Raw genomic sequence first — 14,511 nt, forward strand, 5'->3', positions numbered from 1 at the left:
GTGTAAGAGCGCAATTCTAAACAAGGCCTCGTAGAAAATCGAATACGGGGCTAACGGCCCCGTTTTTTATGTTAACAGTATGTCTTAATGTCAATTTTAAGGACTAAAGATTAGTCGGTATCGTTTGCAAGTGAAGCCGAACTATGGCTTGCGTCAAGCAATCTTAGACGCTGATAAAGCTCTGTTATGACCGGCGTATATAGGTTTTTTGATTTCGCCATATTACTCAAAAAACCAAGCACAGTTTCATTTTCACTTAAGCGTTTGTATTTTACGTCTTGGCACATTGAAGACCAATTCTCTGAGGTGGCCTCTATTACTATATCAATCGCATGGGATAGGGCCTGTTCAAAAAACGTAATGTCATTTGCCTTATACACCGCAAAAATTTCTTTCTTCAGCGCAGCTACTTTCTCAGGGTACTGACGCAGTTGCCCATTTTTAATCTGTAGCACCGCCGTTAATGGATTTATTACGCCATTAATAGCCAGTTTTGTATAAAGGGCGTCAGATACATCTTGGTGATACATCACAAAGGGATGAAAGCGTAATAAGCTATCTAACAGGCTTTTCTCATGCTGCCAATTGACTGTCTTATGTTTACACGGTTTGGGCGCATATTGTGTTGGGTCAAGCATATTCCACAAAGGACCTATATCGAGACGACCTTGTGCACTTATTTGAAATGTATCAGTAGCGCTAGCATAAACGGCATCGGTGGTGGTGCCGGCATAAATCAAATTTTGTGGAAAATGCGCCGCCAGCATCTGTGCGCCGCCCATACCATTTTGAACTATTACCAGCCGCGTTTGCCTAGCCACCCAAGGGCGCAACTGAGATATCAATTCTGCTAGCTGATAGCCTTTTACTGTAATGAGCAAAAAATCAAAAATATAAGGCTCAGCGTTATTGGTAAAAGGGTTATGAACGGGCTGTTTTGCGAAGTCAAGCAGCGTGCTTTCTCTAGTCAAGCCTATAATTGTTCTTGCAGGAACGTCTATATTTTTTACTAACAGCACGGGTGAAAGTGTTTTAAAGTAATATGCGAATAAACTGCCGATAGCGCCTTGACCCACAATGCCTATTTTCATACCGATTTACGTGAGTCGACACCATGTGGGTGCGTCGGCGGTAGTATTGGCGGTATATACTTTGGCCAAGGTAAGTGGTGAATTACCGCGATATCTTGTAATAATGCGGGTGTAAATAAATTCCCGGTTTGTGGCATGCACATTATGCAAAAATCATCTTGTTTGTACGAAAATACCAACATAGCGCTGTGTAGATAAAGTCTATCTGAGTTTGTGCCTTTATAGCGTGTGTCGCCAAGAATAGCGCTGCCAATAGATTTAAGTGCAACGCGTATTTGATGGGTTTTACCGGTCACTGGTTTTATGTAAAACACACGGCCAAGATCAGGGGTGCTTTTACTGATAAAAAAGGTAATAGCTTTAGGCAACGAATTCGCGTGTTTCGTTAACATATAGCTGCCGCCACGACTTTTTTTCATATCGCCTGACACTTTGCCTTGCTTCTTTTTAGGTTTGCGATCGCTTATGGCTACATAGTATTTTTCAATTTTTTTATTGGCAAAAAGCTGGCTTAAACTTGCTGCCGCCAATTTATTTTTTGCCAGCAGTAAACAGCCACTTGTTGCAGAGTCGAGTCGATGCACTAAGTAAAGTTGGTCGAGGGACAACTGACGACAAAGCACTTGGCAAACGCTCGCTAAAGGATCGTGCATAGGTAGATCGCAGGGTTTATTGATTACCAAAAAGTCTGGATGGTCATAAACGATAGGAATAATCGATGTCATTTAGGCTGTTGCTCTACTGTAAATTTTATGAGTGTGGTGGGTTCTAATTACATACACTAGCGCGTACGTTTTATCATTTCAATGGCTTCAAGGTACTGCAAGTCTTCGGCTAATGTTTTAATATGCTTAATTGTATCTTGCATAACATTTTGAAACGCGTCAACTTGAAGCGGATCTATGTTGTCTTGGCTTATTTGTTGCTCTAACACTTTGCTGCACTCATAAAGCGCTGTTAAACCAATATTGCCCGATAAGCCTTTAGCGGTGTGAACTTTTAACTCAGCTGATTTTACGTCGTTTTGCGCAAGTGCGTCTTTTACCTGCTGCGGCGTGTAGGTAAATTCATCACAAAATTTATGAAGCAATTTGGCGAGTAGTGCAACGTTTCCGCCAAGTTGTGTGGTGGCGAATTCAATATCGACTAATTTGTGTGTTTTGGTCATTTTAGAGACGTCCCTCTTACATGCTAAGGCGCGTGTCAGCCAATATAGTGTGAGCTATTTGTCGCAGCTTAGGGGTATAACTGGTAAATAAACCACCCGTTTATTCACGACACAAGTAATAAAGATTTAATTAGGCTTTTACAAATTGGTTTTTTTTATCCATCATAAGCGTATGTTCGCAAACAGTACACATTATTAACATTATGGAAATGAAGAAACTAACAGGCATTGTGCATAGCAGCCTAACATTATCGACATATAAGAAAGCGTTTGCGCTAACCACGACCCTAACATTATGCCTTGTTTTTGTGAACGGGTGTACACAGCAAAACAGCATCGTTGCTGCTCCGGTGGCTTTGCAAGGTGAGAGCATAAAGCATTATAAGTATGTTCTTGAAAACGGCTTAACGGTTGTGCTACACGAAGATAATTCTGACCCCTTGGTAAATGTGAATGTAACCTACCATGTTGGATCTGCACGTGAGCAAATAGGCCGCTCTGGTTTTGCCCATTTCTTTGAACATATGATGTTTCAAGGCTCACAGAATGTAGATGACGAAGAGCATTTTAAAATAATTACAGAGGCGGGCGGCAACTTAAACGGCACGACTAATAGCGACCGTACTAATTATTTTCAAACAGTGCCGGCTAATCAGCTTGAAAAAGTGTTGTGGCTTGAAGCCGATCGTATGGGATTTTTACTGCCTGCAGTCACTCAAAAAAAGTTTGAAAACCAGCGTGAAACAGTTAAAAACGAACGCGCACAGCGAGTTGACAATCAACCCTACGGCCTGCGCAATGAGAGAACCGCGCAGGCGCTATATCCTACTGGACATCCATATTCGTGGTCAACCATAGGCTATGTAGAAGACCTTGATCGCGTGGGTTTAAATGACCTTAAAGCCTTTTTTAAAAGATGGTACGGGCCCAATAATGCGGTGCTTACCATTGGCGGCGACATTGACATTGCGCAAGCTAAAGCATGGGTCGACAGATACTTTTCGCCTATTCTGCGAGGTCCTGACGTAATTGATGCAGCAAAGCAGCCCGCTACGCTTGACTATACTCGATATATAACACTGCAGGACAATGTACATTTACCGCTGTTACAGGTCACTTATCCAACCGTATATGCAAACCATCAAGACGAGGCCGCGCTCGATGTACTGGCCAGTATTTTAGGGGAAGGAAAAACCTCTTTATTGCATAAAAATATGGTAAAAGAAGGCCTTGCGGTGCAAGCCTTTGCCGCGCATCTCTGTCAAGAGCTTGCATGTGAATTTACCTTACTGTCTTTAGCTAATCCTCAAAACGTGCGAGATTTGAAGAGCTTAAATGAGATCATTCATGACTCATTAACTGAGTTTGAAGAACGTGGCGTGCAGGACGATGACCTCCAGCGCGTAAAAAGCGACATAGAAACGGGCTATATCTATGCTTTGCAAAGCGTTGAGGGCAAAGTGAATATAATGGCCTCAAGCCAAACCTTTAAAGGTGAACCAGACACGGTAAAAAGTGAACTTGCGCGTTATAATGCAGTGACTAAACAAGACGTGATGCGTGTTTATAAACAGTATATAAAAGGCAAACCCGCTGTTGTGCTAAGTATAGTGCCCCAAGGGCAAGCCCAGTTAGCTGCTAGCGAACAAAACTTTGTTTTGCCTAAACGTAATATTGAGCCAACACAAGCTGTTATTTTAGCGCCTGAAATCGTCGCTACAGTCGACACGTTTGATAGAAGCATTACCCCCACAGCAGATGCAAATCGAGCAATTTCAGTGCCTGATTTTTGGGAATATTCATTCCCAAACGGCATTGAGATTTTAGGGATCGAAACAAGTGAAACACCTACTTTTTCCTTAAGTTTAAGTCTTGAAGGCGGTGTACTACTTGATCCTATCGACAAGACTGGTCTTGCCAGCTTAACAGCCGCTTTAATGAATGAAAGTACCCTGAACTATAGCGCTGAAGAAGTGGCTAACCAACTGAGTTTACTGGGTAGCTCTATATCGTTTAGTGCAGGTGGCCGCTATATTAATGTGTATGTAGATACGCTTTCAAAAAATGCCGTCCCTACACTTGATTTATTACGTGAAAAGCTATTTCGCCCCGCATTTACCCAGGCTGACTTTGACCTTATTAAAAGCCGTACCCTAGGCGCTATGCAGCAAAGCTTGCGAAATCCGTCGGTGTTGGCCTCGCGCGGTCGCAATCTGCTGTTGTATTCAAACGAATCAAGATTAGGCTTGCCCGACGATGGCACCATGTTAAGTATTCAAGCAATTACCCTTGATGATGTAAAACAGTTCTATGATGATTACATTCGTCCAAACCATGCAACAATGGTGGCGGTGGGTGACATGAACAAAGCTCAAACGCTGCAGCTAAGCGCGTTTTTATCATCGTGGGAAGGCAAAAACTATGAGTTGCCAAGCTTTACAATTGACACCACCATAAGCAAAGGCAAGCTATATATTGTTGATAACCCGAGCAGCGTGCAGTCAGTCATTAATATTTTTCGTCACGCGCCTGTTTTTGATGCTTTCGAAGAGCATTTCAAATTAACATTGGCGAACTTTCCGTTAGGGGGCATGTTTAACAGTCGAATTAATTTAAATCTTCGCGAAGACAAAGGCTTCACCTACGGTGCCCGAAGTGCATTTGTGGGAGGTAAACAAACGGGTCAGTTTATTGCGTCTGCCGATGTGTCGAGCCAATTCACAAGACAAAGCATTGAAGAATTCATAACAGAAATAGATACCTTCAACGCATCCGGCATGACGGCTCAGGAGTTAGGCTTTCTTAAAAATGCCTACAGCCAGTCTGACGCCCTTAAATATGAAACCCCAAGACAAAAAGCAGGTTTTTTGGTGAGACTGCTATCTTTGGGTTTGAACAAAGAGTATCCAGCTCAGCAGCAAGCCATCATCCAAAATATAAATGCTGAGCAGCTCAATGCATTAGCGAATAAATGGCTTGATACTGATAAAATGCATATTTTAGTGGTAGGAGACGCTGCGACATTGGTAGAATCACTAAGACCGCTGGGTAGAGACATAGAAATAATAGACGTGCCCGAATAAGTTAAAACTGACCTAGCAAGCACGGCTCGCTTCGCGAGCACACATCGAAGCACACATGCGCTTCGTCATAACCGTACCATAAATTATAGAGAATAATAATTTGCCGACCAACCAAATAAGTTTTGAAGCTAGACTAGCTGCCGTTTCTGCACCTTCTTTTATGCAGGCGCTATGTAACATTAGACACGGTATTGAGCGCGAGACCTTAAGGGTTAACGACAATGGCACAATTAGCAGCGAGCCACATCCTCAGGCGCTTGGGGCAGCACTAACTCATACATGGATTACCACTGATTTTTCAGAATCATTGCTCGAGTTTATTACGCCGCCTGAAACAGACGTTGTTACCAGCATTAGCCAGCTTAACGATATTCATAAATTTACCTATGAATCCATAGGCGAGCAGTACCTGTGGCCTATGAGTATGCCTTGTTTTATTGATGAGCACACAGATATTCCGATTGCTCGGTATGGCAGCTCGAACATAGCACGCATGAAAGAGGTATACAGGGAAGGGTTGCATAATCGCTACGGCAGCATGATGCAGGTAATTTCAGGCGTGCACTTTAATTTTTCACTACCCGACGAGTTTTGGCAGCAGTGGTGCGATTTGCATGGTGAAACGTGGAACAAAGACACGCAGTCTGATTATTATTTTGGGCTCATTCGCAATTTTAAGCGCTTTGCATGGATCATTCCCTATTTATATGGTGCTTCTCCAGCGTTATGTAGTTCTTTTATTGCGCATAAAGATGTGAAACATAAGTTTGATACAGTAGGTAAGGGCACTCTTTATATGCCATATGCGACCTCTCTTCGAATGAGTGACCTTGGCTACACGAGCAGCTCACAGGCTAATTTGAAAATTTGCTACAACGACTTGAGTACTTATGTCAGCAGCCTACGCGGGGCTATTGGTAAAAAAGCACCTGACTATGCGCATTTAGGCTGCGATGAACAAAATGGATGGCAGCAGCTTAACGATAACGTATTGCAAATAGAGAACGAGCTATATTCACCTATACGCCCAAAACAAATAGCTAAATCATTAGAGATGCCAACAAATGCCCTGCAAGATCGCGGCGTAAGCTATTTAGAAGTGCGTTCGTTAGACGTCAACCCCTACTCTAATGTGGGCATTGATATTGAACAGTTTCATTTTTTAGACACGTTTTTAGTATATTGTTTGTTAGCGCCTTCAGAAAAGTTTGATGAGGCCAGCAGGCCGCTTAGTCAACAAAATATCACTGACGTAGTCGAAAGAGGTCGCGATCCAGCGTTACGGCTTAGTAATAACGGTGAGCCTATTTTGCTCAAAGACTGGGGTCAGCAACTTATCATAGAGTTACGTAAAGTAGCGGTGCTACTCGATGAAGCTAAACAAACAAGCGTGCACATTGAAGCGGTGAATAAGCAATATGAAAAGTTCATGGATCCTACCACTACACCCTCTGGAAAATGGCTAAAGACACTACTTGATAATGACATGGACAACGGTGAACTGGGTATGGCGTTGGCTAAGAAATATAAAGCGCAAGCGCATAATATTCCATATATTCATTTATCAAAGGCCGATTTTGTTGCTGAGGCGCTAGTGTCAGAAAATGCACAAAAAGAAATTGAGTCTCCTGATGATAAAGATTTTACCCAGTTTGTGAGTGATTATTTTGGTAAACGTGTGGCGTGTGATCACGAAATGTAACGTTGAGGACGTTAAGATTAGTCTTTAGGTGTTTAGTGAGACTTATCTGTTCATGGAAAATGACGGATAAAAAAAAGCCTGACGTTAAACACGTCAGGCAACACACACACTTAGGGAAAACATTTGTAGCACACAGTAATAAGAGTAAGAGGGAGGTGATTAGTTCCGCATGTTATTAAAAAAAGTAAATTTATTTTTATGCATACTGCTTAGCGCTTTTTTCTTAGGTGCTTGCAGCACCACTCAGCCTTCTCAAAGAGAGAATTTATGCTATATTTTTGAAGAAAAAGATGATTGGTTTGATGCTGCCGCCGACATGCGTGAGAAATGGGGTGTACCTATTCACGTGCCAATGGCCATGATGTATCAGGAAAGCTCTTTTCGTCATAATGCGAAACCGCCCCGAGATTATATACTCTTTGGGCTCATTCCATGGGGCCGCACGAGCAGCGCCTTTGGTTATGCGCAAGCAAAAACCAAGACCTGGGAAGACTACAAGCGAGAAACCGGGCGCACTTTCGCTGATCGTGATGATTTTGACGACGCCATAGACTTTATGGGCTGGTTTATTAGCAAAACCCACACTATTAATAACGTTTCGAAGTGGGATGCAAAAACGCAGTATTTAAATTATCACGAAGGATGGTCGGGCTATAAACGTAAAAGCTATCGTAAAAAGGCATGGCTTTATGGTGTCGCTAAAAAAGTTGATGAACGCTCACTTCGGTACGCAGCGCAGCTTAGAAACTGCGAAGACGATCTTGATAGGGGCTGGTTTATGCGGCTATTCACATAGTACTTGCTCGTATCGGTAAAATCTTTGATCTAGATCAGTAACTTATTCCTCGTTTTAATTACAATAACTCCATTGACTAATTTTAATTTATTAGCAAACGTGAGGTGATCATTATGTGGAACTTAGTTTTTTCAGATCCGGTTGTTTGGGGTTCAATTTTAGGTATTGTAATTATGATAGTAATGGCGGCGTATTATGCGTATCTGTTTATTCATAACGCTAAAAATGGTTTATAGCTAATAGTTGAATGGTTTTCGCAAGATTACGAACAGATGTTTACATTAAGTAAGTTAAACGAGCGGTCAATTTCTACTCAGGCTTATAGGCTTGAAAGTCAATGCCGATTAACACAAGTAGGCCTGCTTTGCCGCCATACTCTCTAGGTGCCTGAACAAATCCTGCCACGTCAGGGTGCTGTACAAGCCAATTAGGCACTTTTCGTTTAAGTGTGCCATTGCCATGTCCGTGGATAATGCCGATGCATGCAAAGTGACGCTTCTTTGCCTCAAAAATAACGGCCAAGATTTCTGCTTTTGCCTGCTGTCCAGTTTGGCCGTGTAGGTCTATCTCAATTTCAGGTGTAAAATAGCCCATACTTAGCTTCTTAAGCATGTCTTTGTTGCTAAACGTTAAGGGCAGTTTGAACTCGCTTTGATAGTTAATGGCAGCATCTTTTCGATAATATCTAATAGGTTTATCATCATCCCAATGTGCTTCAAATATATCTGAAAGCTCTACACTGGCACTGTGCTGTAAATAATCCGAAGAAGACAATTGTGCTAATGACATTTTTTGTGCACTAGCCTCCTTCTTAGCCATTCTCAAACGACTTTCTTTTGTGCGCTTTTGTTTACGCTCTTCATTTGTCAGCACATATTGATTATGGCTAACGGGCTTTGCGTCTTTAAACAAAGTAGAAAAATCTAAAGGCTCGTCGTTTTTTTTGCTCATGTGAATATTATTAACAGCATGTTTAGTCATTTTTCGATATTATACGCAACATACCATTCGTTAAATAGCCCAATTAAGTAGTTAATAATTCATGCATGAAGCTAATCAAGCGCCAAGACCTTACAAAACGCTGCAAGATCATGACATAATATCAGCCTTGAATAATCAAGAGCAGGTTACTCAATCTCTTAATAGCATTATAGACTATATCCGTTTTGCCATCTCACAGTGTAACCACCATGACGTTTATTTTGGCCATGGTACTCAAAACGCGTGGCAGGAGTCTCACCGACTCGTTTTTACAGCACTTTCACTGCCTTTAGATATTAGTGTGCAAGAGCAACAAGTATTTTACAGCTGCCGACTGACGCCAGCAGAGAAAGCACTGGTGTTTAGCTGGATAAAAGCGCGCTGTGAAGACGCTATTCCACTGCCGTATTTAAGCAATCAAGCTTGGTTTGCAGGGATGCCATTTTACATTGACGAACGCGCATTGATCCCACGCTCCCCCTTCGCTGAATTAATCGAAAGTAAATTTTCAGACTATTTACAAGATTCTGTGCCTCCAGCCTTTATTTTAGATATGTGCACAGGAAGTGGCTGTATCGCTATTGCGCTAGCGCAGCACTTTGTCCATGCTCAAGTAGATGCGGTGGATATAGACGAAGATGCGCTTGATGTGGCGTCAATTAACATTGAACAATACCAAATTCAAGATAGAGTGTTTCCTATGCAGTCTGACTTGTTTTCAAATTTGGGCGCGCAAAAATATGATTTAATAGTGGTAAATCCGCCTTATGTAGATGCGTACGACATGCAAGATCTTCCGCGCGAATATTTACATGAGCCTGAATCAGCGCTTGCGTCAGGTGAAGATGGCCTTGATTTAACCCTCGCACTCTTGAAACAAGTAGCCCAATATATGTCGGACAACGCTTGGTTGTTCGTGGAAGTTGGCAACAGTGAAGTGAACTTTGCCCAGCGTTTTGGCGCTTTTAGCGTGCATTGGTGCAAGTTAACGCATGGTGGTAATGGTATATTTGCGCTCAATAAAAGCCAATTAACAGCACAACTCCCGTTGTTAAACAAACTCTAAAACACATTCATATTTAAAAAGGAAACTAGCGATGTCAGGAAATACCTTTGGTAAATTGTTTAGCGTTACCACCTTTGGTGAAAGTCATGGACTTGCTATTGGCGGCGTGGTGGACGGTTGCCCACCTGGACTTGAGCTTAATGAAGAGGACTTGCAGGGTGATTTGGACCGACGTAAACCAGGTACCTCAAAATATACGACCGCTAGACGTGAAGACGACGAGGTGAAAATTCTTTCCGGTGTATTTGAAGGTAAAACGACAGGCGCTAGCATTGGTTTATTAATTAATAATATTGACCAACGCAGTCAAGACTATTCTAACATTAAAGACAGTTTTAGACCTGGCCATGCTGATTACACTTATCAACAAAAATTTGGTATAAGAGACTATCGCGGTGGCGGCCGTTCATCTGCACGTGAGACCGCGGTTAGAGTAGCAGCTGGCGGCATTGCTAAAAAATATTTACAGCAGTTGTTTGGTATAGAAATTCGTGGCTACATATCCCAAATTGGTCCAGTGGTAATAGACAAAGTTGATCACAACGTTACGAATACCAACCCTTTCTTTTGCCCTGACAAAGATAAAATAGCCGCCTTAGATCAATACATACGCGATCTAAAAAAGGAAGGTAATTCCATAGGTGCTAGAGTTTGCGTGTCGGCAACAAATGTACCCGTGGGACTAGGTGAGCCTGTGTTTGATCGTTTAGACGCCGACATTGCACATGCCATGATGGGCATAAACGCAGTGAAAGGGGTAGAAGTCGGCGATGGTTTTGACGTGGTAACACAAAAAGGCACCGACCACCGCGACGAAATTTCTCCCAAGGGCTTCTACACAAATCATGCTGGGGGAGTTCTAGGTGGTATCAGCACGGGTCAAGAAGTGCTAGTACAATTGGCATTAAAACCGACCTCAAGTATCAGTATTTCAGGTAAAACGGTTGATATAAACGGCAATGCGGCTGACATTATTACGAAAGGGCGACACGACCCCTGTGTGGGGATCCGCGCGGTGCCTATTGCTGAGGCCATGTTAGCGCTGGTATTAATGGATCATTTGTTAAGACATAGGGCGCAAAATTCACAGGTTCATTCCATCACGCCCGTAATTCCGGCGCAACGTCCGTAATTGTGGCGTGAATTCATTCATTCGTCTGCTATTTGGGCCTAAGCGTAATGTGCCTATAGACAGCACGAGCAACCGTGTTTTTTTAGGCATGACCTATTTCTTTTATTTTGGCCAACTAGGCATCTTTATGCCGTACGTTGGTTTGTTTCTTGATGACCGTGGCTTTAGCTCCGCGCAAATAGGCACCTTGCTCGCCATCACCGCTTTATTTAGAATGTTAGGGCCTAATTTGTGGGCTAATAAAGCAGACAAGAATGGCACCGCGGGCGAAGTATTGCGCTTTGGAAGCTTACTCGCCTTTTTGGCCTTTTTGGCGGTATTTGTGGTTCAAGGCTACTGGTTACTGACCTTAACCTTTTGCATAATGATGCTGTTTTGGACGGCTGTTTTACCCCAGCTTGAAGTCATTACCTTAAGCGCGACTGCTACCAGTAGAGGCGGCTACGGGAAGCTTAGGCTTTGGGGCAGCGTTGGTTTCATAGTGTGTAGTTTATTGGCGGGTAGCTTAATAGACATATATGGACCAAGTGTGGTGGCCGTGACCACCAGTATTAGTTTATTGTTTATTTACTTAAGCAGCTTGTTGATTGTAAACCCCAAAGTAAAAGAGCACAGCACACAGGCAAGTGGCGGTGACTACAAGCAGGTTATGAGCCTTGTTTTTATCGTTTTTTTGCTGGCTAATACACTTCTACAGGTCAGCTTTGGTACGTATTATAACTTTTTTGCCCTGTATATGAGTGATTTACAGTACACTGGTTTCCAAACGGGTATTTTTATTGCCATAGGGGTAGTCGCAGAAATATTTATATTTATCTATGCGGCCACGCTAGTCAAGCGATTTAATGTACTACATCTGCTGGCTTTAAGCATCTTTTTGACCGCGCTGCGCTGGTTTGGACTGGCTTATTTTGCACACATTGGCGCTGTTATTGTGCTGAGCCAAGTCTTGCACGCATTTAGTTTTGCCTTGAGTCATGTTGCTTCAGTGTATTTTCTGACGCAGCATTTTTCAGACAAATTTCAAAGTCGCGCTCAAGCTATCTATCTGTCAGTGACCTTTGGCTTAGGCAGTGCAATTGGCAGTTTTACAGCAGGCTATGTATGGAATGATGGAGTGGGCGCATCGCTCAGCTTTATATTATCGGGCAGCGTTGCCTTTATTGCTGGGTTATTGTTAGTCATATTAATTGTGTATAAAGCGTTTATTAAAAATAAGGTGGTTTAACAATGTTAATGCAGCTAAACAAAGAGAATCTGACGATTAATTGTGGCTTGACCAAGCTTGCACCGATCTTTTGTGTCACGCTATTGTTACTTTTTTCTGCTCAAGTAAGTGCACAAGAGGCGAGTGATATTTGGGTGGGGAAACTAAACTTATGGGAAAAAGAACCCATTACTGAGCTGATCCAAGTTACTAATACTCAGCAGTATAGTAATCAACCTTACTTCTTTGATAACGAACGCTTGTTTTTTACTGAAGCGGTCAACGTTGATGGAAGCGACGCGCAGATGGACATATGGGTGTTCGATTTTCAATCAGGTAAATTGCAGAACATTACGCAATCGGCCAGCAGTGAGTACTCTGCGACCCCAATACCCGATAAAGACGATATGTCAGTTATTCGCGTAAATGCAGCAGGTTCACAAGAGTTGTGGCAAGTCAATTTATTGGGTAAGGCGGTTCAGCATTTGGCACCTAAATTATCCCCTGTAGGCTATCAGGTATGGTTAAGCGACACTGACTCACTGTTGTTTGTATTAGGCCAGCCTATCACTTTACAACGAGTGAACGCGTTTGACCCCGACACTAAAGGTAGCATTGTCGATACCAATATTGGTGCAAGTCTACATCGATTTGAAAAAACCGACTGGTTCTTATACACCCGTGATGATGATGGCAATTTTCTTCACGCCTATAATAAAGAAACAAATAAAACGATTCAGATTGTCAGAATGCCTGAGAATAGTGTTTTTTTTTCAGTCAGCAGAATGGGTAACGTCATCACGTCTGATGGAGAAACCCTGTGGCAGCGTAAATTTATGATTAAAGGGGACAAAATACGGCCTTTAAATGGATGGCAAAAAATCACTATCGAGCAGCCAGAATGCGCTGAGGGTGTCACTAGAACGGCTATATCCCCAGACACAAGTATGATCGCTTTGGTGTGTCCTAGAGATCCAAAAGAAGCAGAGCAATCAATAAAAAAAAGGCGCTATAAAGCGCCTTTTTTTGTTTCACTGATAATACTAGCCAGTAAAGTTTTCAGAAGCAAACTGCCAATTAGCAAGTGCCCAAAAACCTTCAAGGTAATTTGGACGGACATTGCGGTAATCGATATAGTAAGCATGTTCCCACAAATCTACGACTAACAAGGCCGAAACGCCGTCGCTAGTAATAGGGTTGTTGGCATTGCTGGTGTTCATTATATCTAAACTACCGTCTGCTGCTTTTATTAACCATGTCCAGCTAGAACCAAAGTTATTGACCGCTTTGTCGTTAAAGGCTGCTTTGAAGTCTGCAAAAGAACCCCATTTCGCGTTTATTGCCTCAGCAAGTGCACCACTTGGTTCGCCGCCGCCGTTAGGGCTTAAGCTGTTCCAATAAAAAGTATGATTCCAAATTTGAGCAGCATTGTTAAAGACACCACCATCACTGTTTCTGACGATTTCTTCTAACGATTTGCCCGCTAAGTCTGTGCCTTCAATTAGTCCGTTTAATTTAGTCACATAAGTAGCGTGATGCTTACCGTGGTGAAAATCTAATGTTTCAGCTGAGATGTGTGGTTCTAGTGCTGTTTTATCATATGGTAATGCGGGTAATTCAAAAGCCATGTGTTTTCTCCGTGTGTTGAGTGAATTCTTGTTCTCATGTAACTTACTATTAATTGGGGATGATTGGCTTGATTAAAAGCCCAGATAAAAAATAATTCTATCTGTTAGTTCTTTATTTAGCGTGAACAAGATCAGTTTTCTTTTAAATTTCGTATCATCATCATGAACGATTTACACTTTAGCTAAATTGAGATGCGAAAAGGTGTTGAATTTGGTATACTTAGACACACATACAACTAACTAAATACGTATAAGGAATAAGCATTACTATGAGTGAACAAGAAATAAGTGTAATAGAAAAAATTAAACAGCAAATTAGTGAGAATAGCGTTCTCTTATACATGAAAGGTTCGCCGAAACTACCTTCGTGTGGGTTTTCTTCGCAGGCTTCCCAAGCGCTAATGGGCTGTAATGAGCAATTTGCTTACGTCGATATTCTCCAAAATCCAGATATTCGTGCAGAGTTGCCCAAGTACGCAGACTGGCCAACTTTCCCGCAGCTTTGGGTAGACGGTGAATTAGTAGGCGGCTGCGATATTATTATGGAAATGTTTCAGCAGGGCGAACTGCAGTCCTTGATCCAAGAATCGGCTGCTAAAAATAAAAGTGCGTAGTGTCTTGAGTAGAAACTAAAAAAAGGCGATGAATAATTACTAT

At 42.3% G+C, this 14,511-nt stretch carries 13 protein-coding genes; 8 read left to right on the plus strand and 5 right to left on the minus strand.

All coding sequences use genetic code 11. From position 1 onward, the window contains the following. Positions 1-110: 110 nt before the first annotated feature. Genes BAE46_RS12725 through BAE46_RS12735 form a run of 3 tightly spaced genes read right to left on the minus strand, consistent with a single transcriptional unit; the run spans position 111 to position 2,259 of the window. Positions 111-1,091 (minus strand): ketopantoate reductase family protein, encoded by a 981-nt coding sequence (locus BAE46_RS12725; protein ID WP_006003090.1) that lies wholly within the window; start codon positions 1,089-1,091, stop codon positions 111-113. Then, positions 1,088-1,816: a TIGR01621 family pseudouridine synthase gene (locus BAE46_RS12730; protein ID WP_006003093.1), complete on the minus strand. Its 729-nt coding sequence runs from the start codon at positions 1,814-1,816 to the stop codon at positions 1,088-1,090. The genes BAE46_RS12725 and BAE46_RS12730 overlap by 4 nt, the downstream gene beginning before the upstream one ends. A 56-nt stretch (positions 1,817-1,872) precedes the next feature. Beyond that, the gene (locus BAE46_RS12735) at positions 1,873-2,259 is read right to left on the minus strand and encodes an Hpt domain-containing protein (protein ID WP_006003095.1); all 387 of its coding nucleotides are present in this window, start codon (positions 2,257-2,259) and stop codon (positions 1,873-1,875) included. Positions 2,260-2,462: 203 nt separating this feature from the next. Here BAE46_RS12735 and BAE46_RS12740 point away from each other — a divergent pair, with 203 nt between their 5' ends. From BAE46_RS12740 to BAE46_RS14410, 4 genes are all read left to right on the plus strand, one after another. Further along, complete coding sequence (locus tag BAE46_RS12740; protein WP_070113071.1) at positions 2,463-5,342, plus strand: M16 family metallopeptidase; 2,880 nt, start codon at positions 2,463-2,465, stop codon at positions 5,340-5,342. Positions 5,343-5,442: 100 nt separating this feature from the next. Beyond that, positions 5,443-7,044 carry a glutamate--cysteine ligase gene (gene gshA / locus BAE46_RS12745; RefSeq protein WP_006003097.1) on the plus strand — a complete coding sequence of 534 codons (1,602 nt, stop codon included), beginning with the start codon at positions 5,443-5,445 and terminating at the stop codon, positions 7,042-7,044. Positions 7,045-7,213: 169 nt separating this feature from the next. After that, positions 7,214-7,840, plus strand: coding sequence for a transglycosylase SLT domain-containing protein (locus tag BAE46_RS12750; RefSeq protein ID WP_006003098.1), 627 nt, complete (start codon positions 7,214-7,216; stop codon positions 7,838-7,840). A gap of 113 nt (positions 7,841-7,953) precedes the next feature. Beyond that, positions 7,954-8,076: a DUF3149 domain-containing protein gene (locus BAE46_RS14410; RefSeq protein WP_006003099.1), complete on the plus strand. Its 123-nt coding sequence runs from the start codon at positions 7,954-7,956 to the stop codon at positions 8,074-8,076. Between the two features lie 73 nt (positions 8,077-8,149). Here BAE46_RS14410 and BAE46_RS12755 read toward each other — a convergent pair whose 3' ends face one another. Further along, a complete protein-coding gene (locus tag BAE46_RS12755) occupies positions 8,150-8,791 on the minus strand; it encodes a Smr/MutS family protein (protein ID WP_171901035.1) in 642 nt (213 codons plus the stop codon). Positions 8,792-8,882: 91 nt separating this feature from the next. Between BAE46_RS12755 and prmB the strand changes: the two genes are divergently transcribed. From prmB to BAE46_RS12770, 3 genes are read left to right on the plus strand one after another with little or no spacing between them, the layout of a single operon-like run. Beyond that, the gene (gene prmB, locus BAE46_RS12760) at positions 8,883-9,887 is read left to right on the plus strand and encodes a 50S ribosomal protein L3 N(5)-glutamine methyltransferase (RefSeq protein ID WP_006003102.1); all 1,005 of its coding nucleotides are present in this window, start codon (positions 8,883-8,885) and stop codon (positions 9,885-9,887) included. Between the two features lie 31 nt (positions 9,888-9,918). Then, on the plus strand, positions 9,919-11,019 hold the full coding sequence (aroC, locus tag BAE46_RS12765; protein WP_070113075.1) for a chorismate synthase: 1,101 nt from the start codon (positions 9,919-9,921) through the stop codon (positions 11,017-11,019). A gap of 7 nt (positions 11,020-11,026) precedes the next feature. Then, a complete protein-coding gene (locus tag BAE46_RS12770; RefSeq protein ID WP_238528933.1) occupies positions 11,027-12,247 on the plus strand; it encodes an MFS transporter in 1,221 nt (406 codons plus the stop codon). Positions 12,248-13,269: 1,022 nt separating this feature from the next. Here the strand turns inward: BAE46_RS12770 and BAE46_RS14415 are convergent. Next, the gene (locus BAE46_RS14415; protein ID WP_006003110.1) at positions 13,270-13,854 is read right to left on the minus strand and encodes a superoxide dismutase; all 585 of its coding nucleotides are present in this window, start codon (positions 13,852-13,854) and stop codon (positions 13,270-13,272) included. 269 nt (positions 13,855-14,123) lie between these two features. On the opposite strand from BAE46_RS14415, the gene BAE46_RS12785 reads away from it, so the two are divergent. After that, the gene (locus tag BAE46_RS12785; RefSeq protein WP_006003112.1) at positions 14,124-14,468 is read left to right on the plus strand and encodes a Grx4 family monothiol glutaredoxin; all 345 of its coding nucleotides are present in this window, start codon (positions 14,124-14,126) and stop codon (positions 14,466-14,468) included. The last annotated feature ends 43 nt before the right edge of the window (positions 14,469-14,511 follow it).

The organism is Glaciecola punicea (assembly GCF_001756615.1).
In the GTDB taxonomy this organism is placed as follows: domain Bacteria; phylum Pseudomonadota; class Gammaproteobacteria; order Enterobacterales; family Alteromonadaceae; genus Glaciecola; species Glaciecola punicea.